The sequence below is a fragment of the Enterobacter cloacae complex sp. 394I7 genome (assembly GCF_057320345.1).
On sequence record NZ_JBXWCR010000001.1, the window covers coordinates 441606 to 463428 of the forward strand.

Annotated in this window: 17 protein-coding genes; 7 read left to right on the top strand and 10 right to left on the bottom strand. The window is 56.5% G+C overall.

Annotated elements, in window-relative coordinates; all coding sequences use genetic code 11:
- The first annotated feature begins 128 nt into the window (after positions 1 to 128).
- Entirely contained in the window at positions 129 to 1952 is a 1824-nt protein-coding gene (locus tag AC2FAP_RS02170; RefSeq protein WP_485452826.1) for a glycoside hydrolase family 19 protein, read from the top strand.
- A 62-nt stretch (positions 1953 to 2014) separates the two neighbouring features.
- Here the strand turns inward: AC2FAP_RS02170 and AC2FAP_RS02175 are convergent, their stop codons facing one another.
- The 4 genes from AC2FAP_RS02175 to poxB all read right to left on the bottom strand — a co-directional run bounded on the left by AC2FAP_RS02175 (position 2015) and on the right by poxB (position 7326).
- Positions 2015 to 3028, bottom strand: a complete 1014-nt coding sequence (locus tag AC2FAP_RS02175) for an NAD-dependent epimerase/dehydratase family protein (RefSeq protein ID WP_020884845.1) — start codon at positions 3026 to 3028, stop codon at positions 2015 to 2017.
- Between the two features lie 89 nt (positions 3029 to 3117).
- On the bottom strand, positions 3118 to 4557 hold the full coding sequence (locus tag AC2FAP_RS02180) for an SDR family oxidoreductase (RefSeq protein WP_485452827.1): 1440 nt from the start codon (positions 4555 to 4557) through the stop codon (positions 3118 to 3120).
- Between the two features lie 10 nt (positions 4558 to 4567).
- A complete protein-coding gene (gene ltaE, locus AC2FAP_RS02185) occupies positions 4568 to 5569 on the bottom strand; it encodes a low-specificity L-threonine aldolase (protein WP_020884843.1) in 1002 nt (333 codons plus the stop codon).
- A gap of 38 nt (positions 5570 to 5607) precedes the next feature.
- The gene (gene poxB / locus AC2FAP_RS02190; RefSeq protein WP_032681344.1) at positions 5608 to 7326 is read right to left on the bottom strand and encodes a ubiquinone-dependent pyruvate dehydrogenase; all 1719 of its coding nucleotides are present in this window, start codon (positions 7324 to 7326) and stop codon (positions 5608 to 5610) included.
- Positions 7327 to 7477: 151 nt separating this feature from the next.
- On the opposite strand from poxB, the gene AC2FAP_RS02195 reads away from it, so the two are divergent.
- Positions 7478 to 7912 carry a DoxX family protein gene (locus AC2FAP_RS02195; protein WP_485452828.1) on the top strand — a complete coding sequence of 145 codons (435 nt, stop codon included), beginning with the start codon at positions 7478 to 7480 and terminating at the stop codon, positions 7910 to 7912.
- A 58-nt stretch (positions 7913 to 7970) separates the two neighbouring features.
- Here AC2FAP_RS02195 and hcr read toward each other — a convergent pair whose 3' ends face one another.
- From hcr to aqpZ, 4 genes are all read right to left on the bottom strand, one after another.
- Positions 7971 to 8939 (bottom strand): NADH oxidoreductase, encoded by a 969-nt coding sequence (gene hcr / locus AC2FAP_RS02200; RefSeq protein ID WP_485452829.1) that lies wholly within the window; start codon positions 8937 to 8939, stop codon positions 7971 to 7973.
- Positions 8940 to 8949: 10 nt separating this feature from the next.
- Positions 8950 to 10602, bottom strand: coding sequence for a hydroxylamine reductase (hcp, locus tag AC2FAP_RS02205; protein WP_138013678.1), 1653 nt, complete (start codon positions 10600 to 10602; stop codon positions 8950 to 8952).
- Between the two features lie 144 nt (positions 10603 to 10746).
- Complete coding sequence (locus AC2FAP_RS02210; RefSeq protein ID WP_050736571.1) at positions 10747 to 11646, bottom strand: LysO family transporter; 900 nt, start codon at positions 11644 to 11646, stop codon at positions 10747 to 10749.
- A gap of 166 nt (positions 11647 to 11812) precedes the next feature.
- Positions 11813 to 12508: an aquaporin Z gene (aqpZ, locus tag AC2FAP_RS02215; RefSeq protein WP_025204573.1), complete on the bottom strand. Its 696-nt coding sequence runs from the start codon at positions 12506 to 12508 to the stop codon at positions 11813 to 11815.
- Between the two features lie 289 nt (positions 12509 to 12797).
- On the opposite strand from aqpZ, the gene AC2FAP_RS02220 reads away from it, so the two are divergent.
- On the top strand, positions 12798 to 14456 hold the full coding sequence (locus AC2FAP_RS02220) for an ATP-dependent endonuclease (protein WP_014169354.1): 1659 nt from the start codon (positions 12798 to 12800) through the stop codon (positions 14454 to 14456).
- Here the strand turns inward: AC2FAP_RS02220 and AC2FAP_RS02225 are convergent.
- Entirely contained in the window at positions 14453 to 15409 is a 957-nt protein-coding gene (locus AC2FAP_RS02225) for a VirK/YbjX family protein (RefSeq protein WP_485452830.1), read from the bottom strand. The genes AC2FAP_RS02220 and AC2FAP_RS02225 overlap by 4 nt on opposite strands.
- Positions 15410 to 15568: 159 nt before the next feature.
- Here AC2FAP_RS02225 and macA point away from each other — a divergent pair, with 159 nt between their 5' ends.
- On the top strand, positions 15569 to 16684 hold the full coding sequence (gene macA / locus AC2FAP_RS02230; RefSeq protein WP_020884838.1) for a macrolide transporter subunit MacA: 1116 nt from the start codon (positions 15569 to 15571) through the stop codon (positions 16682 to 16684).
- On the top strand, positions 16681 to 18621 hold the full coding sequence (macB, locus tag AC2FAP_RS02235; RefSeq protein WP_020884837.1) for a macrolide ABC transporter ATP-binding protein/permease MacB: 1941 nt from the start codon (positions 16681 to 16683) through the stop codon (positions 18619 to 18621). The genes macA and macB overlap by 4 nt, the downstream gene beginning before the upstream one ends.
- Before the next feature lie 70 nt (positions 18622 to 18691).
- Here macB and cspD read toward each other — a convergent pair whose 3' ends face one another.
- The gene (gene cspD, locus AC2FAP_RS02240) at positions 18692 to 18913 is read right to left on the bottom strand and encodes a cold shock-like protein CspD (protein ID WP_008499993.1); all 222 of its coding nucleotides are present in this window, start codon (positions 18911 to 18913) and stop codon (positions 18692 to 18694) included.
- A 267-nt stretch (positions 18914 to 19180) separates the two neighbouring features.
- Between cspD and clpS the strand changes: the two genes are divergently transcribed.
- Positions 19181 to 19501 carry an ATP-dependent Clp protease adapter ClpS gene (gene clpS, locus AC2FAP_RS02245; RefSeq protein WP_006174393.1) on the top strand — a complete coding sequence of 107 codons (321 nt, stop codon included), beginning with the start codon at positions 19181 to 19183 and terminating at the stop codon, positions 19499 to 19501.
- 28 nt (positions 19502 to 19529) lie between these two features.
- Positions 19530 to 21809, top strand: a complete 2280-nt coding sequence (gene clpA, locus AC2FAP_RS02250) for an ATP-dependent Clp protease ATP-binding subunit ClpA (protein WP_485452831.1) — start codon at positions 19530 to 19532, stop codon at positions 21807 to 21809.
- The last annotated feature ends 14 nt before the right edge of the window (positions 21810 to 21823 follow it).

Sequence of the window (21823 nt, forward strand, 5' to 3'; positions counted from 1 at the left end):
TTGAAGCGTACCCAGAGGTGCGCTTCAGAAAATGAAAAATTACCGCACTCTTTGGTTTATTTATTAAGGGAATAATACATAAACCGTGATTGCATTAACCCTTGTTGCTATATATAGGATGAGTTGAAATGACCAAAAGGACCTTACTGAGCGTGCTCGTTGCGGGTGCATGCATTGCGCCTTTCATGGCACAGGCTGCGACGCTGCAGGCAACCACCAGCGAGCCGTTCACCCTGAAAGCCAGCGATCTGGCGAAGAAAGAACAGGAACTGACTAACTTTCCACTGATGGCGTCGGTTAAAGACACCATTCGTACGCTGGATAATGCCCAGGTTGAGCTGATTGAGCCAGGCCGTGCAGCGAACCCGGATAACGTTAAACGCGTTGAAGGCATTGTGAAGGCCAGCGACTGGGAATACCTTTTTCCGATGCGAGCGCAGTCCTACACCTACAGTAACTTCCTGAAAGCGGTGGGCAAATTCCCGGCGCTGTGTAAGACCTACAACGACGGCCGTGACAGCGATGCCATCTGCCGTAAAGAGCTGGCCACCATGTTTGCCCACTTCGCACAGGAAACCGGCGGCCACGAAAGCTGGCGTCCGGAAGCCGAATGGCGTCAGGCGCTGGTTCACGTTCGCGAAATGGGCTGGACCGAAGGGCAGAAAGGCGGTTACAACGGCGAATGTAATCCTGATATCTGGCAGGGACAAACCTGGCCGTGCGGCAAAGACAAAGACGGCGATTTCGTGAGTTACTTTGGCCGTGGGGCTAAACAGCTGTCTTATAACTACAACTACGGTCCGTTCTCTGAAGCGATGTTCGGCACTGTCCGCACGCTGCTCGACAAGCCGGAGCTGGTGGCTGACACCTGGCTGAACCTGGCAAGCGCCATCTTCTTCTTCGCCTATCCGCAGCCGCCGAAACCGAGCATGCTGCAGGTTATCGACGGCACCTGGCAGCCAAACGATCATGACAAAGCCAACGGCCTGGTTCCGGGCTTCGGCGTGACCACCCAGATCATTAACGGTGGCGTAGAGTGTGGCGGCCCGACTGAGATTGCCCAGTCTGAAAACCGTATCAAGTACTACAAAGAGTTTGCGAAGTACCTGAAAGTGCCTGTCCCGGCAAATGAAGTGCTCGGCTGTGCCAACATGAAGCAGTTCGATGAAGGCGGCGCCGGTGCGCTGAAGATTTACTGGGAGCAGGACTGGGGATGGAGTGTCGATACGCCAGACGGTAAAACGTATTCCTGCCAGCTGGTCGGTTATCAGACGCCGTTCAGCGCCTTTAAAGAGGGTGACTACACGAACTGCGTGAAGAAGTTCTATAACGTCAACATTATCAACGATGACGGTTCCGCCGTGACGCCGGACGAGCATCCGGTTACTCCGGCACCGACGCCATCGGAAGATGAAACCCCGGCACCGGTTCCGGACGAAACGCCGGCAGAACCGACCGTGGTGAACCACGCACCGGTCGCGCAGATTGCGGGCCCAATCGGTGCGGTGGAAGCGGGCGCGCAGGTATCCCTGAGCGCAGAAGGATCCACTGACCAGGACGGCAACACGCTGACCTACACCTGGCGTTCACAGGATGGCCAGACGGTCACCGGTGAAGACAAGGCGGTGGTGACCTTTACCGCGCCAGAGTCTGCGACGGCTCAACAGTACGAAGTCAGCCTGACCGTGAGCGATGGCGAGCTGAGCAGCACCACCTCCTATCTGCTGAACGTTAAAGCGAAAGCCACGACGCCGTCTGAAAACGACGGTACCTCAGGTGCTTACGCCGCGTGGAGCGCCAACAGCAAGTACAAGGCAGGCGATATCGTGAATAACCACGGTAAACTGTTCCAGTGCAAACCGTTCCCGTACAGCGGCTGGTGTAACAATGCCCCGGCGTACTACGAGCCAGGCGCGGGTCTGGCGTGGTCAGACGCCTGGACGGCGCTGTAAAACAAAACGGCAACCTTCGGGTTGCCGTTTTCGTCTCTGTTCTCTGAGATGTGCGTGTTTAACTAGCGATGCAATTTACCGTGGTCACGCAGCCAGGCGGCAGTACGCACAATCCCTTCATCCAGGGAGACAATCGGCTTATACCCCAGTTCGTTCTCTGCGCGGGTGATATCCAGCGTAAAATCGAAGTTGAGCTTTGAGACACCGTAGTGCGTCAACGCAGGCTCTTTCGCCGATTTACTCCCAAGACGCTCCATACTGCGGGCAATCATATCCAGCATCGGGTAGGGCACGGAACGAATACGGCAGTCGATTTGCAACTCGTCAATCAACCTTTGCACGATGCTGCGCAGCGTGCAGGGCTCACCGTTGGTGATATTGTACGCACGACCGGAAATCAGGGTATCGCAGTCGGGCTGGCTTGCCAGCCACATGGCGTGGACCGCATTTTCGTAGTACGTCATATCCACCATCGCATCGCCACCGCGGGGCAGCAGCACGCTGCCGTAGTGGTGCATCATCTGCGCCAGACGCGGGATAAACACTTTGTCATGCGGGCCGAACAGGCTCTGAGGACGCAATACGGTAAAACGGGTGTGCGGGTTCGACTGCGCCAGCAGATCGATCACCTCTTCGCTGGCCGCTTTACTGCGGGCAAACTCACAGGCAAAGCGCGCCGGGCGAAAATCTTCCTGCACGTCGCGGTGATGGTGATAGTCGAAATAGAGAGACGGGGAGGAGATATGAATAAAGTTACGCACGCCCCAGGCCACGGCCCATTCACCCAGACGACGGGTGGCACGCACGTTGGCGAGGTCAAAAGCTTCCTGGGTACCCCACGGGGAGGTAAAACTGGAGCAGTGCCACAGCGTATCGATACCGGCCAGCATCACCTTGGCCTGAGAGGAGACCAGCTCCGTCAGGTCGGCATGGACAAACTCTGCGCCCATTTTTTGCAGCAGTTTACCCATCGCTTCGTTGCGACCGGTGGCCCTGACGCTGATGCCTTTGTTGCGCAGAAACTCGACCGCATTTCGGCCTAAGCCGCTGGTCGCCCCGGTAACCAGTACCTTCATATCAATCCACTGTGTTGAAAAAGAATTTCGTGCGCATTCTTTCGTGAATTACGGCGGGTTGCAATGGGAAAGGTGAAAGAATAAGAGTTTTATTGAGTTATTTTCGTCTTTTGTTCTGCCAGCTGCGCGATACGTTTCGCCATTCCGCGAAAGATAAACAGGTGAGCGGGGATCATTAACAACCAGTAGAAAAGCCCCGGCATACCGTGCGGGTGCCACCATGCACGAACGTCCAGTTCACGATGGTCGCCTTTGTCTTTTAGCGTAAAGCACAACCGTCCCAGACCGGGCGCTTTCATGCCAAACAGCAGCGCCAGCTGTTTTTCGGGCTCGACGATGATCACCTTCCAGCTGTCAACCGTATCGCCCACCGCAAGGTACGGGTGCGCAGGACGGCCTTTCGCCAGCCTGTGTCCTACCAGCAGATCCAGTGCGCCACGGGTTTGCCAGAGGATATTGCCGAAGAAATACCGTTCTTTGCCGCCAATCTGATTCACCACCTCCCACAGGTCTGCCAGAGTTGCCGGGGTGTTCACCGTGCAGCCCGCCTGTTTAGGAAAGTAACCGTACTCAGGCCGCCAGCGGGCAAACGCCTGGGCGTCGTAGCCCCAGTCGCTGGAGTTCATCAGCTGTTCCTCTTCCTTGAGCGTATTGCGTACCGCATCATCGAAACGGATCAGCGTCTGGGGGATCAGCGCACGCAACGCGCGATCGTCGGCCAGCAGATCGTGTTTGAGCCCCTGAATCAGCGCTTTTGCGGTCGTCGGCGGCACGGACGTAATGACGGTTAAAAACCACACCGAGATCCAGCGGGTAGGGAAGGGAATGGGGATCAGCCAGCGTCGGCGGCCGCTGACACGCATAAAATGTTCGAACTGTTGCTGGTAGCTCAGCACTTCCGGGCCGGCAGCCTCAAGCACACGGTGTTGCTCAGCCGGATGGTCCAGCAGGGCCACCAGATAATGGCGTAAATTTTCCAGCGCAATCGGCGTGGTGCGCGATCGCACCCAGCGCGGCGGGGTAAGCACCGGCAGGTTGTACACCATGTCGCGCATCACTTCGAACGCGGCGGAGCCGGCCCCGACGATGATCCCCGCCCGCAGTTCGGTGACGGGAATATTGGCGCCGCGCAGGGTTTCAGCCGTGAGCTGACGGGCGCGAAGATGATCGGACTGCTCGTTAGCAGGCGCCTGCAGCGAGCTTAAAAAAATCACCTGCTTCACCGGTGTGCGCAACAGCGCGTCGCGAACGTTCATCGCCACCTGACGCTCGTGGGCGATAAAATCGCCCCCTTCGCCCATGCTGTGAACAAGGTAGTAAAGCGTGTCGACCCCTTCCAGTAACGCCGGCAGCGTCGTGGGCCAGTTGAGATCGACGTTGTGACAGGTCACCCCGGGCAGGTGCAGTTTTTGCAGACGCTCCGTGTTGCGTGCCACGGCCAGCACCTGGTGCCCCTGCTGACTTAACGCAGTGGTGAGATGCTGACCGATATACCCACTGGCACCGAGTACCAGAATACGTTGCGGCACGCTCTGCTCCTTAGCGCTGTAAAAACGCCTGCCAGTGTTTCACCACGTCTGCCAGCTGCTGACGATTAACGTCTAAGTGCATAACCAGGCGTACCACCGGCGAGGCGTTGATCAACACGCCACGGGCTTTCATAAACTCACCCAGCGCGGCAGCGTGCTCTTCGCCCACGCGAATGAACAGCATGTTGGTATCGTGGCGCATAACGTCTGCACCAATCTCGCGTAGCTGTGCGGCCATCCACGCGGCGTTTTCATGATCGTCTTTCAGGCGGGCCACGTTGTTTTTCAGGGCGTACAGTCCGGCTGCCGCCAGAATACCGGCCTGGCGCATCCCGCCGCCGGTCATCTTACGCCAGCGGACCGCGCGTTTGATGTAGTCCGCATTGCCCACCAGCAGCGAGCCAACGGGCGTCCCCAGCCCTTTAGACAGGCAAATAGTGAACGAATCGCAATACTGCGCGATGTCTTTCAGCTCGCAGCCATACTCCACCACGGCGTTAAAGATGCGCGCGCCGTCCACGTGCAGCCCGAGTTTGCGCTCGCGGGTGAATTCCCACGCTGCTTTCAGGTACTCGCGCGGCAGCACTTTGCCGTTGTGGGTGTTTTCCAGACTGAGCAGCCTGGTGCGGGCGAAATGCACATCATCGACTTTGATTTTCGCCGCGACCTTGTCGAGCGGCAGGGTGCCGTCCGGGGCGGCATCAATCGGCTGAGGCTGAATGCTGCCCAGTACCGCCGCACCGCCTGCTTCGTACAGGTAATTGTGCGCGCCCTGACCGGCAATATACTCTTCACCGCGTTCGCAGTGGCTGAGCAACGCCACCAGGTTGGCCTGGGTGCCGGATGGCAGAAACAGGGCAGCCTCTTTACCGCTTAGCTCGGCGGCATAACGCTGCAACGCATTCACCGTCGGATCGTCACCGTAGACGTCGTCCCCGACCGGGGCGGCCATCATCTCTTCGAGCATGGCGCGACCCGGTCGGGTAACGGTATCACTGCGTAAATCAATCATTTCACATCCCTTTAATTTAAGAGGTTATGTGAAATGTTTTACCTGAGCCAGTTGGTTTTTGCCAGTTCGATTACCTCATCACCGCGTCCACTGATGATGGCGCGCAGCATATAGAGGCTGAATCCTTTGGCCTGCTCGAGTTTAATCTGCGGTGGGATCGCCAGCTCTTCTTTCGCCACCACCACATCCACCAGTACCGGACCGTCGATGGAGAAGGCGCGCTGCAGGGCTTCATCGACTTCTGAGGCTTTCTCTACGCGAATACCCGTGATGCCGCAGGCTTCAGCGATGCGCGCGAAGTTGGTGTCGTGCAGCTCGGTGCCGTCCGTCAGATAGCCACCTGCCTTCATCTCCATCGCCACAAAGCCAAGCACGCTGTTGTTAAAGACCACGATTTTCAGCGGGAGCTTCATCTGCACAACCGACAGGAAATCGCCCATCAGCATGCTGAACCCGCCGTCGCCGCACATCGCCACCACCTGACGTTCTGGTGCGGTGGCCTTGGCCCCCAGCGCCTGCGGCATGGCGTTGGCCATCGAACCGTGGTTGAACGACCCCAGCAGACGGCGTTTGCCGTTCATCTTCAGATAGCGTGCCGCCCAGACGGTCGGGGTGCCCACGTCGCAGGTAAAGATGGCGTCGTCGTCCGCGAAATGGCTAATTTGCTGCGCCAGATACTGGGGATGAATGGCTTTGTCGCTCGGTTTGGCAAGATCGTCCAGTCCTTTGCGTGCATCGCGGTAATCACTGAGGGCTTTGTCGAGGAACTTCCGGTCGGTTTTTTCTTCCACCAGCGGCAGCAGGGCGGCGAGGGTGGATTTGATATCCCCTACAAGCGCCATATCGATTTTACTGTGGGCACCAATACTGCCCGGGTTAATATCAATCTGAATGATTTTGGCATCCGTCGGGTAAAACGCGCGGTACGGGAATTGGGTGCCGAGCAGGATCAGCGTGTCGGCATTCATCATGGTGTGGAAACCGCTGGAAAAACCGATCAGTCCGGTCATGCCCACGTCATACGGATTGTCATATTCGACGTGCTCTTTGCCGCGCAGGGCGTGAACAATCGGGGATTTTAACTTGCCGGCAAATTCCACCAGCTCTTTGTGCGCGCCTGCACAGCCACTGCCGCACATCAGGGCGATATTGCTGGAGTAACGCAGCAGCTGCGCGAGCTTTTTGAGCTCTTCTTCAGCCGGCGTGATGACAGGCTGTGGGGCGTGATACCAGTGCGAACTGGCACCTTCAGGCGCGGCCTTCAGCGCCACGTCACCGGGAATAACGACCACCGAAACACCGCGGTTAAGCACGGCTTTGCGCATTGCAATGGCCAGAACCTGAGGGATCTGTTCTGGTGAGGAAACTAATTCGCAATAGTGGCTGCATTCACGGAACAGCTCCTGAGGATGCGTCTCCTGAAAATAGCCGCTACCGATTTCGGAAGAAGGGATGTGCGCGGCAATCGCCAGGACCGGTACGTGATTGCGGTGGCAGTCAAACAGGCCGTTGATCAAGTGAAGGTTGCCCGGTCCGCACGATCCGGCGCAGACGGCCAGTTCACCCGTCACCTGCGCTTCCGCCCCAGCCGCGAAGGCGGCAACCTCTTCATGACGGGTTGGCATCCATTCAATGGTTTTCATCTTATTGAGGCTATCGCTCAGCCCGTTCAGGGAGTCGCCGGTTACGCCCCAGATGCGCTTTACGCCTGCCTGCTCGAGGGTTTTTGCTATGTATGCAGCCACGGTTTGTTTCATGGGTGTCCATCTCCTTTAAGTGATATCGCTTACAAGCTTAGAAGAAAGTCACTGTATTGCCGCGCTTTCCCCCTTATTAAAAGGTGCTTTTCACCCGCAATGATTCGGCATAATCTGGTCATCACACAGATGAAAACAGGAATCATTTCAAATGGTTAAATCATTGTTAATTGCTGTTAATGAAAAGCTATCGTGCGACGATGCCGGCAAACTCTTGTTACGACTTGCCGTCGGTGGGCTGATGCTTTTTCACGGTTTACACAAGTTATTGGGTGGCGTGGGGTTCATCAGCGGCATGCTGGTGGAAAAAGGATTACCGGGGTTTATCGCCTACGGCGTGCTCATTGGCGAAGTGGTGGCGCCTGTCCTGATTATCGTGGGGCTTTTTACGCGCCCGGCGGCACTGGTGCTGGCGTTTACCATGATTGTGGCGTGGCTGATGGTCGGGACGGGGGAAACCTTTGCGCTGGACGCGGTAGGTGCCTGGGCGATTGAGAGCCTGGTGTACTTCTTTATCGGTGCGCTGGCGATAGCATGCTTAGGCGCTGGGCATTTTGCGTTGGGGAAAGCGCCGGTCTGGCGGTAGGCGTACTAACAGGGGGGTAAACGCGAGCGCTTACCCCCGTCATTCGCGCGTTGGCTGATTATGCCAGCACAAGATCGCCCTGTGGATGACACGAGCACGCCAGCACGTATCCGTCGGCGATTTCTGCCTCGGTCAGGGTCATTGTGCTCGTCACGGTGTACTCACCGGAGACCACTTTGGTCTTGCAGCAGCCACATACACCAGCACGGCATGCTGCCACCACCGGCACGTTGTTGCTTTCCAGCGCGTCCAGTAGCGTGGTGCCGACCCGGCCAAAGAAGGTCTGAGCAGGCTGCAGCCTGGTGAACGTAATTCCGCTGGTTGCCGCTTCCGCCACCGGGGTGAAGAACTGCTCTTTGAAGAAGCGGGTCACGCCCAGCGCTTTCACGTCCTGCTCAACGATATCCATATACGGCGCCGGCCCACAGGTCATCACGGTACGATCCGCGAGGTCCGGGACGCTTTGCAGCAGTTCACGGCTCAGACGCCCGGCGACAAAACCGTGGGTTGCGTTATGTTCCGCCACCAGCGTCACCGGATAGTTACGCCACTCTTCAGCAAAGATCACATCTTCCGGTGAGCGCACGCTGAAGATCACCTGAACATCAGCCTGCGGACGGTTTTTCGCCAGCCAGCGACGCATTGACATGATCGGCGTGACGCCGCACCCGGCGGCCAGCAGCAGGAATTTATCTTCCGCTTTATCGTCACAGGTGAAATCCCCGTGTGCGTCCGACAGCCAGAGGTAATCCCCGCGCTTCACGTCCCGGGTCAGCCACTGCGAGCCTGCGCCATCATCGATACGGCGGATAGTGAGCGTGATGTACTCGCTCACGCCCGGCGTTGAGGAGATCGTGTAGGCGCGCAGCGTGTCCGCTGAGTTGCGGACACTGACCAGCGCATACTGACCTGCACGGTACGGATAGTAGTCATGGCACAGCAGGGACAGCGTCCACACATTCGGCGTCTCCTGATGGATGTGATGAACCTGCATCCGCCACGGACATTGTGAGGTTGGCATGGTCATGAATAACTCCTTACGCGCTCAGCAGCTGCTGCATATCTTCTTCTACGGTGGTCACGGAACGCAGACCAAACTTCTCGTTCAGCACGGCCAGCAGATCCGGTGTCAGGAAGCCGGGTGCGGTGGGGCCGGTCACAATGTTGGTCACGCCGAGAGAGAGCAGGGTCAGCAGGATGACAATCGCTTTCTGTTCAAACCAGGAGAGCACCAGCGACAGCGGCAGATCGTTGACGCCGCAGCCCAGTTTTTCCGCCAGCGTGACGGCCAGAATGATGGCAGAGTAGGCATCGTTACACTGACCCGCATCGACCAGGCGTGGCAAACCTTCGATGTTGCCGAAGTCCAGCTTGTTGAAACGGTATTTACCGCACGCCAGCGTCAGGATCAGGCAATCTTCCGGTACGCTGGTGGCGAAATCGGTGAAGTAGTTACGCTCACCGCGCGCACCGTCACAGCCGCCAATCAGGAAGATATGGCGCAGTTTTTCACGGCTCACGAGGTCAATCAGTGAATCCGCGGCACCGAGCAGGGTTTCGCGACCAAAGCCGACGGTGATCAGATGTTCGATTTCGCTGTATGGGAAGCCACCCATCTGCTGCGCCTGGGCGATGACCGGGCCGAAATCATCCCCTTCCAGGTGGCTCACACCCGGCCAGCCAACGATGCTGCGGGTCCAGATGCGGTCGTCATACGCGCCAACGGTGGGGTCGATGATGCAGTTAGAGGTCATCACGATGGGGCCCGGGAAACGGGCGAACTCAACCTGCTGGTTCTGCCAGCCGCTGCCGTAGTTCCCGACCAGGTGTTTAAATTTACGCAGTTCCGGGTAGCCGTGTGCGGGCAGCATTTCGCCGTGGGTATAGACGTTAACGCCCGTGCCTTCGGTCTGCTTCAGCAGGTTATAGAGGTCTTTCAGGTCATGGCCGGAGATCAGGATGCATTTGCCTTCGGTCGCTTTAACGTTAACCTGCGTCGGCGTCGGGTGGCCGTAGGTGCGGGTTTCACCGGCATCCAGAATACGCATCACGTTGAAGTTCATCTGGCCGATTTCCATTGAACATTCGAGCAGCGGATTCATTTCAGCAGGCCAGGTACCCAGCCACGCCATGATTTTGTGGTACTGAGCATAGATAGCGTTATCGTACTGGCCCAGAACGTGCGCGTGTTCCATATAGGCCGCGGCCCCTTTCAGGCCGTACAGGCAGAGCAGACGCAGGCCGAGAATGTTCTCGCCAATCGCCGCTTTATCTTTGTTGGGGGTGAATTCTGCTGCCTGACGCTGCAGCTCGCCCAGGTCGTCGCTCACCAGCTGCAGGTCTGCCATTGGGTTTTCTACCCGTGCGTTGGCATCGGCGATCAGGCACTGCGCTTTCAGCGCTTCACGCAGCGCAATTGCTTCGCGGGCATAGCCGACGATGCGCGGGGAATCAAAGTTAACGTTAGTCAGCGTGGAGAAAAAGGCGCGCGGGGCGAAACTGTCTACATAGTGGTCAATAATGCCATATTCGCGGGCCTTGAATGCCCATGCGGAAAGGCCTTGCAGGGCGGCAATCAGCAGATCCTGCAGGTCTGATGTTTCTGCGGTTTTGCCGCACATACCTTGCGCATAAGAGCAGCCATTGCCTGCCGGGGTACGGATGGTTTGTTCACATTGCACACAAAACATAATCACACCTGTTAAAGTTATATTTGATATACATGTTTGAGATTATGCCTGTGACTGAACGGTGAAAAGGGCTTTCTTCTACAAAATAGAGGGAGATTGATTTAGCGCAATTTTGGCGGCAGAAAGCCTACCGCCAGAGGAGTATCAGGCGGAGAAAAACGCCATCAGAACGGGAACCAGCAGGCTCAAAATAAAGCCATGCACAATGGCGGCAGGCACCATCTCCAGCCCACCTGAACGCTGCAGAACCGGCAGGGTAAAGTCCATCGACGTGGCGCCACACAGCCCCAGTGCGGTCGAGCGACTGCGGCGCACCAGGCCCGGGATCAGCATAATGGCAATTAATTCTCGCGCCAGGTCGTTAAAGAAGGCGGCGCTCCCGATGACCGGACCGAACGATTCGGTCAGCAGAATACCGGAAAGGGAATACCAGCCAAATCCGGAGGCCATTGCCAGACCGGTTTTTAACGGCAGGCCGAGAATAAAAGCGTTAATCACGCCCGCCACCAGTGAGCTAATGACGACGATAACCGCGACGATCATTCCACGGCGATTAAGGACAATCTGTTTCAACGTCATGCCATTATTTCGCAGCTGAATACCGATAAGGAACAGCAGGAAAATGAGGGTATATTCACTGGCTTCCGTCGCGTGCTGTAAAAAATTCCATCCGCTCAGCCCAAAAACAAAACCCAGCACCACGACGCCGCATAATTTTAAAGATTCCAGCGCCATTGCAATTCGTGACGGCAGTTTTTCCTGATGGTGGTGATTTTTCCACGGAATAGTGCGCTCAAGCCAGAAAAGTGCGGCAATATTGCACAGCAAAATAACGGCGCAGGTGACGACAGAATAATGCAGGATCGCCAGCAGATTGGTGGCCAGATTATCCAGAAACGCCAGGCTTATCCCCATAAAGAAAAGAATGACGTAGACAATCCAGCTCAGAAAACGGTTGATAAGCCGTAACGCGGATTCGCGATGCAGCGGGATAAGGTAGCCCACAATCAGAGGCAGCAGAATGATGAGGAGTCCTGAAAACATGAACAACGGGTCCTTGTGAGTATCTGTTAAGCGCCAGAGACACTACCCAATAAACGTTGTCAGGTAAAGGAGCAACAAAAAAGCCGGGTGGCAGCAACGCCTGACCCGGCCTGAGTGTTGTCATGCAGGTCGGGTAAGCGTAAGTGCTACCCGACTGCACACGCAATTAATCGCGTTTTTCCAGCAGGGTGCGATACAGCACGCCGCCCAGAATACCGCCGATGATTGGCATTACCCAGAACAGCCACAGCTGCTCAAGCGCCCAACCGCCCTGGAAAATAGCGACGGCAGTACTGCGCGCCGGGTTTACGGAGGTGTTGGTGACCGGAATAGAGATCAGGTGGATAAGCGTCAGCGCCAGACCAATGGCAATAGGTGCAAAGCCCGCCGGGGCGTGTTTGTCGGTTGCGCCGTGGATCACCAGCAGGAAGCCTGCGGTCAGCACAATTTCAATCACGATGGCAGAGAGCATGGAGTAACCGCCAGGGGAGTGTTCGCCGAAACCGTTTGAGGCGAAGCCGCTTGCGGCGGCGTCAAAGCCGGCTTTACCGCTGGCAATAACGTACAGAACCGCTGCAGCAATAATCCCGCCAACAACCTGGGCCACAATATAACCAATGACTTCTTTAGCAGGGAAACGACCGCCCGCCCATAAACCTAATGTCACCGCCGGGTTAAAATGACCGCCGGAAATATGACCCACGGCAAACGCCATGGTTAATACGGTTAAACCGAATGCCAGCGCAACGCCGACAAAACCAATACCTAATTCCGGAAATGCTGCTGCCAGAACGGCGCTACCGCAGCCACCAAACACCAGCCAGAATGTACCAAAGCATTCTGCTGCTAATTTTCTAAACATAACCACCTCAATAATAAACTTCACACGCGTTCCTGCGTGCGGGATATCGTCAAAAAAGGGATGACGACTCAAAGAGCCATTATTTTAAAAACAAAAACATCCCTTCGCCACTAAAATTAATTCGGTTAATTTGATTTATGGCAACGTGATGTCATTCCTTGTTCAAATCGACGGTAAATAGAGCATAGACCAATTCTCTACAGCACGAAGGTTGTGCTGTCGTGTCAAAGTTCCTGCCGTTATACTGCTGATAACTTAAAGGAAAAAGTGATCATCTCGCGGGGGATTTATGCTTCTCGAACGTGTGGAAATTGTTGGGTTCCGCGGTATTAACCGCCTGTCGCTGCAGCTTGAGCAGAACAACGTCCTGATCGGTGAGAACGCGTGGGGTAAGTCCAGCCTTCTGGATGCGCTGACGCTGCTGCTTTCGCCCGAAGACGATCTGTATCACTTTGCCCATGATGATTTCTGGTTTCCTCCCGGCGATGTGAATGGCCGCGAAAAACACCTGCACATTATTCTGACGTTCCGCGAATCCGAGCCGGGGCGTCACCGCGTGCGTCGCTTCCGGCCGTTATCACCCTGCTGGGTCCCGTGCGACGACGGTTTCCACCGGATTTTCTACCGGCTGGAAGGTGAGATGGCAGAAAACGAGGGCGTATTAACCCTGCGTGATTTCCTCGATGAGAAAGCCAACCCTATTCCGCTGGATGACATCGACGACCTGGCTCGCCACCTGATTCGCCTGATGCCGGTGTTGCGCCTGCGTGATGCGCGTTTTATGCGGCGGATCCGCAACGGCACCGTACCGAATATGCCAGAAGTGGAAGTGACCGCCCGCGAGCTGGATTTCCTGGCGCGAGAGCTGGTGGCGCGTCCGCAAAATCTGACCGATGGTCAAATCCGCCAGGGGTTGTCGGCAATGGTACAACTGCTGGAACACTATTTTTCCGAGCAGGGGACGTCGGAGTCGCGTCATCGTCTGATGCGCCGCCGCTCTCACGATGAACAACGCAGCTGGCGTTACCTCGATATCATTAACCGGATGATCGACAGGCCTGGTGGCCGTACCCATCGGGTGATTTTGCTGGGGCTGTTTTCGACGCTACTGCAGGCCAAGGGCACCGTTCGTCTCGACCGTGACGCCCGCCCGCTGCTGCTGGTGGAAGACCCGGAAACGCGCCTGCACCCGATCATGCTCTCGGTGGCGTGGCACCTGTTGAATCTGCTGCCGCTGCAGCGCGTGACCACCACCAATTCCGGCGAGTTATTGTCGCTGACCCCGGTCGAGCACGTCTGCCGTCTGGTACGTGAGTCTTCCCGCGTCACCGCCTATCGCCTCGGGCCGGGCGGGATGAACGCGGAAGAGGGACGTCGTATCTCGTTCCACATCCGCTTTAATCGTGCGTCGTCACTGTTCGCCCGCTGCTGGCTGCTGGTTGAGGGAGAAACGGAAACCTGGGTTATCAACGAACTGGCGCGTCAGTGCGGCCACCATTTTGATGCCGAAGGTATCAAGGTCATCGAATTTGCCCAGTCGGGGATCAAGCCGCTGATCAAATTCGCCCGGCGGATGGGCATTGAATGGCATGTACTGGTGGATGGTGACGAAGCGGGGAAAAAATATGCCGCGACCGTGCGTGGCCTGCTGAATAATGAGCGCGAAGAAGAGCGCGACCACCTAACCATGCTGCCGGCCATGGACATGGAGCACTTTATGTACCGTCAGGGGTTCGACGACGTGTTCCACCGGATTGCGATGGTACCGGTGGATGTGCCAATGAACATGCGGCGCGTGATTGCCAAAGCCATCCATCGCTCTTCAAAACCTGATTTAGCGATTGAGGTGGCGACGGAAGCGGGGAGACGGGGCGTGGAGTCCGTACCGACGCTGCTGCGCAAGATGTTCTCCCGCGTGCTGTGGCTGGCACGCGGGAAAGCGGATTAAGCGCGGGTCGCCTGCGTGACGTGTTGCGTCAGGCTGTCCAGTAACGCATAGCGGCGGCGGTACTCAGCGCGCTTTTTGCTCGCAATCTCGTCCATCGGCTTACGGGGCATGGCGAGCGGCAGCATGAAGTGGCCGTTATCCTGTTTTTGCCCGCCGAGGGAGAGCCAGAAGCTGTCATAATCGGCCAGCAGTTTCCCCTCTTTTTTCTTGCGGTAACGCCAGCTGCGGTAGATATGCGTGGCGTTACTCACCGCGACAATATGCTCAACCGGTAAAGCTGCGCCAAGCGTCATTGCCGTTTCAACCAGCAGGCGTTTCGGGAACAGGCCGTGACACGCTTTGGTCGCCCCCTGGATCAGTTCATGTGGAACATGTGCTTTTGCCCCCTGCAGGCCGCCGATGAACAGCGTTGTTTTTCCTTCAAACGGGCACAGCGTGAAGGTCATTTCCGCCAGCACGGTATTCTGATGGTTACAAAAGACGAGGGTGGCTTCACCCTCTTTATCCATGAAGGCGTCGGCGCACAGGCGTACAGTAAACTGCTGTTCGTCTTTTCCGGTCAGCGTCAGCAGGGTTGCCCCCTGCGGTGAAAGGTAACACTTGACCAGCGTTGCCGGAAGCTGGCGCGTCATGGTCTGGTAGTGCCAGGTCAGCGATTCCAGCGCCTGTCGGCGATCCATGTCCACCGTTAACCACGGGCGATGCAGGCGGCACGGTAGCCCCGGCTGCACCTGCAACATTTGCATCAGGCGCGGCTGCTTTGCCAGCTCTGACAGCAGACGCGTGGTGCTGAACGGTGTCATCAGCGAACGGAGCATGAACTTACGTCGATAAGCGGGGTTTTGCCATGCCAGCCCCGGCGTGATCTTCCCGAAGGCCAGATTATTGAAGAGCTGCCAGCCGGATTTAGGCTGGTGCTGATGAGAAATAAGTGTATCGACGATGGAAGACATGTTAGATCCTGCTTCTGAAGGAAGGGCTCTATTTCAGCAGGCGAAATTTCAATATCTCATCAACAAATTGAGGCGATTTCGGTGCGCGGGGGTTTCGTTGAGGAGTCGTTTAGATAGAATCAACGTTTATAATTGCCAGAACATTTATTTGGAATATTTATGAACCTCAAGGGAAAACGCAGAACGTGGTTTCTGCTGCTGGCGGTAATTGTTATCGGGGGAGGGTTCTGGCTATGGCAGATCCTGAATGCCCCTGTACCACAGTATCAAACACTGATTGTCCGTCCGGGCGAGCTGCAGCAAAACGTGCTGGCGACGGGAAAACTGGATGCCCTGCGCAAGGTTGACGTGGGTGCACAGGTAAGCGGTCAGTTGAAAACGCTGTCGGTTGAGATTGGCGACAAGGTGAAAAAAGGCCAGCTGCTGGGCGTTATCGATCCTGAGCAGGCGCAAAACCAGATCCGTGAGGTGGAAGCCACGCTCATGGAACTGCGTGCCCAGCGTGCACAGGCGCAGGCTGAGCGTAACCTGGCCCAGGTGACGTTAACGCGTCAGCAGGCGCTGGCCAAAACGCAGGCCATCTCGAAACAAGATTTAGACACGGCAGCCACCGAGCTGGCGGTTAAGCAGGCGCAGATCGGGACTATCGATGCGCAGATCAAGCGCAACCAGGCCTCGCTGGATACGGCCAAAACCAACCTCGACTATACGCAGATTGTGGCGCCCATGGCCGGGGAAGTGACTCAAATTACCACGCTGCAGGGGCAAACGGTGATTGCGGCGCAGCAGGCGCCCAACATTCTGACCCTGGCGGACATGAGCACCATGCTGGTGAAAGCCCAGGTCTCAGAGGCGGATGTTATTCATCTGAAGCCGGGGCAGAAAGCCTGGTTTACCGTCCTCGGCGATCCTCAGACGCGCTATGAAGGCGCGCTAAAAGACATTCTGCCGACGCCGGAAAAAGTGAACGATGCCATCTTCTACTATGCGCGCTTCGAGGTACCTAACCCGCAGGGCGTGTTGCGTCTGGATATGACCGCACAGGTGCACATTCAGCTTACCGGCGTGAAAAATGTGCTCACCATTCCTCTCTCTGCGCTGGGTGAATCCACCGGCGAGAGCCGCTATAAAGTGAAAGTGCTGCGCAACGGCGAAACGCGTGAGCGAGAAGTGGTCATTGGTGCGCGTAATGACACCGACGTGGTGGTGGTCAAAGGGCTGGAAGAGGGTGAGGAGGTTGTCACCAGCGAAAGCCTGCCCGGAGCCGCTAAATGACGGCGTTGCTAGAGCTGAATGACATTCGTCGCAGCTATCCGTCGGGTGATGGCCCGGTTGAGGTGCTGAAGGGGATCACCCTGCGCGTCGAAGCGGGCGAGATGGTGGCGATTGTCGGTGCGTCCGGCTCCGGTAAATCGACGCTGATGAATATTCTCGGCTGTCTGGACAGACCCACCAGCGGCACCTATCGGGTGGCCGGAATGGATGTTTCCACGCTGGACGGTGACGCGCTGGCAAAACTGCGGCGGGAACATTTCGGTTTTATCTTCCAGCGTTACCATCTGCTCTCTCACCTGACGGCGGCGCAGAACGTCGAAGTGCCGGCGGTCTATGCCGGCGTCGAGCGGAAAAAACGCCTTGAGCGCGCCCAGATGCTGCTGACGCGTCTGGGGCTGGCGGAGCGGGTGGAGTACCAGCCCTCGCAGCTCTCCGGCGGCCAGCAGCAGCGTGTCAGTATCGCACGCGCGCTGATGAACGGCGGTCAGGTGATCCTCGCAGATGAACCGACCGGGGCGCTCGACAGCCATTCGGGTGAAGAGGTGATGGCGATCCTTCACCAGCTTCGCGATCAGGGGCATACGGTCATCATCGTTACCCACGATCCGCAGGTGGCTGCACAGGCCGAGCGCATCATTGAGATCCGCGACGGAGAGCTGGTCAGCAACCCGCCGGCGCGACACGCCCGGGCGGCGGCGCCGAAAGAAGTCCTGCCGGCGTCAACCGGCTGGGGACAATTTTCCAGCGGGTTTCGTGAGGCGCTGACCATGGCCTGGCTGGCGATGGCCGCCAATAAAATGCGCACCCTGTTGACCATGCTGGGCATCATCATTGGTATCGCCTCGGTGGTGTCGATTGTGGTCGTGGGCGACGCGGCCAAACAGCTGGTGCTGGCGGATATTCGGGCCATCGGGACCAACACCATTGATGTCTATCCCGGCAAAGATTTTGGCGATGACGAGCCGCAGTATCAGCAGGCGCTGAAGTATGACGATCTGGCGGCTATCCAGAAGCAGCCGTGGGTGAATTCGGCCACGCCGGCGGTCTCACAAAACCTCCGTCTGCGGGTAGGCAATGTTGACGTTGCTGCCAGCGCCAACGGCGTCAGCGGCGATTACTTTAACGTCTATGGCATGACCTTCAGCGAAGGTGCCACCTTCAATGCCGAGCAGTTAGCGGGCCGGGCGCAGGTGGTGGTGCTTGACGCCAACTCGCGCCGGCAGCTCTTCCCCAATAAAACCAACGTGGTGGGCGAGGTTATCCTGGTCGGAAACATGCCTGCGACGGTGATTGGCGTGGCGGAAGAGAAACAGTCGATGTTTGGCAGCAGCAAGATCCTGCGCGTCTGGCTGCCCTATACCACTATCTCCGGGCGGATTATGGGGCAGTCCTGGCTGAACTCCATCACCGTTCGCGTGAAGGAGGGCTACGACAGCGCGCAGGCCGAGCAACAGCTGGAACGGCTGCTGACGTTGCGTCACGGGAAGAAAGATTTCTTCACCTGGAATATGGACGGTCTCTTGAAAACGGCGGAAAAGACCACACGTACTCTTCAGCTGTTCCTGACGCTGGTGGCGGTGATCTCACTGGTGGTCGGCGGTATCGGGGTGATGAATATCATGCTGGTATCGGTCACGGAACGTACCCGGGAGATTGGCATCCGCATGGCAGTCGGTGCCAGAGCCAGCGATGTGCTGCAGCAATTTTTGATTGAAGCGGTGCTGGTGTGTCTGGTGGGCGGCGCGATGGGCATTGCGCTGTCGATGATGATCGCGTTTGCTCTGCAGCTTTTTTTACCCGGCTGGGAGATTGGTTTCTCGCCGGTGGCCATTCTTACCGCATTTTTGTGTTCGACTTTTACCGGCATTTTGTTTGGCTGGCTGCCTGCCCGCAATGCGGCGCGTCTGGATCCTGTGGATGCGTTGGCTCGCGAATAGGCTGAAAATAAAAATGCCAGCCGATCGGGCTGGCATTTTGACGGCGGGATGTACACAATAAAACAGAGAGCTATGCGACCGTTTCTGCTTCAATGGGTACGATCAGGCTTGCATGATTGCCTTTTGGTCCCTGGTGTACATCGAACCGGACGGACTGCCCGGCTTTGAGCGTTCTGTAACCATCCATCTGAATGGTGGAATAGTGAGCGAAGATATCCTCGCCGCCGCCTTCGGGGCAGATGAAGCCAAACCCTTTGGCGTTGTTGAACCACTTAACAGTACCCATTTCCATGCTTCGACATCCTTCGTAAATCTTATAAGTTAAGATGGAATGAACCGGTGGTGGAGTGGGGGCTGTTCAAAACCTCGCCATCTCACGCTTGTACAATTTAGAGAAACGAAAGAAGTCGTCAAGCGTTTGGCGCTTGAGATGGGACAATAATCAACCAAAGTTTGAAGCAGTTAACGCTATTGCAACAGTTTGTGACAGACATCGCGGATGACAGTAATAGATGATTGTTATCTAACATCTGAGGTAGATTCAAAGTGGTTATGCAAAATGGGTAAGACCAACGACTGGCTGGATTTTGACCAGCTGGCGGAAGATAAAGTGCGTGACGCGCTAAAACCGCCATCTATGTATAAAGTTATGTTAATGAACGATGATTACACGCCGATGGAATTTGTTATTGACGTGCTACAAAAGTTCTTTTCTTATGATGTAGAACGTGCAACGCAACTGATGCTTACCGTTCATTATCGTGGCAAAGCTATCTGCGGCATCTTTACCGCCGAAGTGGCGGAGACCAAAGTCGCGATGGTGAACGATTATGCGAGGGAGAACGAGCATCCGTTGCTGTGTACGCTGGAAAAGGCCTGATAAGGCATAAAATTTGGGGGAGGTGCCTATGCTCAATCAAGAACTGGAACTCAGTTTAAATATGGCTTTCGCCAGAGCGCGTGAGCACCGACATGAGTTTATGACCGTCGAGCATTTACTGCTCGCACTGCTTAGCAACCCATCTGCCCGCGAAGCGCTGGAAGCCTGCTCCGTGGATCTGGTGGCGCTACGTCAGGAACTCGAAGCCTTCATCGAACAAACCACACCGGTGCTGCCAGCCACTGAAGAAGAGCGCGACACGCAGCCGACGCTCAGCTTCCAGCGCGTGTTGCAGCGTGCGGTATTCCACGTCCAGTCTTCCGGACGTAGCGAAGTGACGGGCGCAAATGTGCTGGTCGCCATCTTCAGCGAGCAGGAGTCACAGGCTGCCTACCTGCTGCGCAAACACGAAGTCAGCCGACTCGACGTGGTTAACTTTATCTCTCACGGAACGCGTAAAGACGAGCCGAACCAGGCATCGGATTCCAGCAATCAGGTCAATAACAATGAAGAGCAAGCAGGCGGGGAGGATCGTATGGAAAACTTCACCACCAATCTCAACCAGCTTGCTCGCGTTGGCGGTATCGACCCGCTGATTGGTCGCGATAAAGAGCTGGAGCGCGCGATCCAGGTATTGTGCCGTCGCCGCAAGAACAACCCGCTGCTGGTGGGTGAATCTGGCGTCGGTAAAACCGCGATTGCCGAGGGTCTCGCCTGGCGTATTGTGCAGGGCGACGTACCGGAAGTGATTGCCGATTGCACCATCTACTCGCTGGATATTGGCTCGCTGCTGGCGGGCACTAAATACCGCGGCGATTTTGAAAAACGCTTTAAGGCGCTTTTGAAACAGCTCGAGCAGGACACCAACAGCATTCTGTTTATCGATGAGATCCATACCATCATCGGTGCCGGTGCGGCCTCGGGTGGCCAGGTGGATGCCGCTAACCTGATCAAACCGCTGCTCTCCAGCGGTAAGATCCGCGTGATTGGTTCCACAACGTATCAGGAGTTCAGCAACATCTTTGAGAAAGATCGTGCCCTGGCGCGTCGCTTCCAGAAAATCGATGTGACTGAACCCTCTGTTGAAGAAACCGTGCAGATCATCAACGGTCTGAAACCGAAGTACGAAGCGCACCACGATGTGCGTTATACCGCCAAAGCGGTGCGTGCGGCGGTGGAGCTGGCGGTGAAATACATCAACGATCGTCATCTGCCGGATAAGGCCATTGACGTGATTGATGAGGCAGGGGCGCGTGCGCGTCTAATGCCAGCCAGCAAGCGTAAGAAAACCGTTAACGTGGCGGATATCGAGACCGTGGTGGCCCGTATCGCGCGTATCCCTGAGAAGAGCGTTTCTCAGAGCGACCGCGACACGCTGCGCACCCTTGGCAATCGCCTGAAAATGCTGGTCTTTGGGCAGGATAAAGCCATTGAGGCGTTAACCGAAGCCATCAAGATGGCCCGTGCTGGACTGGGGCATGAACATAAGCCTGTCGGTTCCTTCCTGTTCGCCGGTCCGACCGGTGTGGGGAAAACCGAGGTAACGGTTCAGCTTTCCAAAGCGCTGGGCATTGAGCTGCTGCGTTTTGATATGTCCGAGTACATGGAGCGTCACACCGTCAGCCGTTTGATTGGTGCGCCTCCGGGCTATGTGGGCTTTGACCAGGGCGGTCTGTTAACCGACGCGGTGATCAAGCATCCGCACGCGGTACTGCTGCTCGATGAAATCGAGAAAGCGCACCCGGACGTGTTCAACATCCTGCTGCAGGTGATGGACAACGGGACGCTGACCGATAACAACGGGCGCAAGGCGGACTTCCGCAACGTAGTGCTGGTAATGACCACCAACGCCGGTGTACGTGAAACGGAGCGTAAATCTATCGGTCTTATCCATCAGGATAACAGCACCGATGCGATGGAAGAGATCAAGAAGATCTTTACGCCGGAGTTCCGTAACCGTCTGGACAACATTATCTGGTTCGATCACCTCTCTACCGAGGTTATCCATCAGGTAGTGGATAAGTTCATCGTCGAGCTGCAGGTTCAGCTGGATCAGAAAGGCGTGTCGCTGGAAGTGAGCCAGGAGGCCCGCAACTGGCTGGCTGAGAAAGGCTACGACCGTGCGATGGGGGCCCGTCCAATGGCGCGTGTGATTCAGGACAACCTGAAGAAACCGCTGGCGAACGAGCTGCTGTTTGGCTTGCTGGTAGACGGCGGTCAGGTGACGGTCGCGCTGGACCAGGAGAAGAATGAGCTGACGTACGATTTCCAGAGTGCGCAGAAGCACAAACCGGAAGCGGCTCACTAATTTCCAGCATTAGT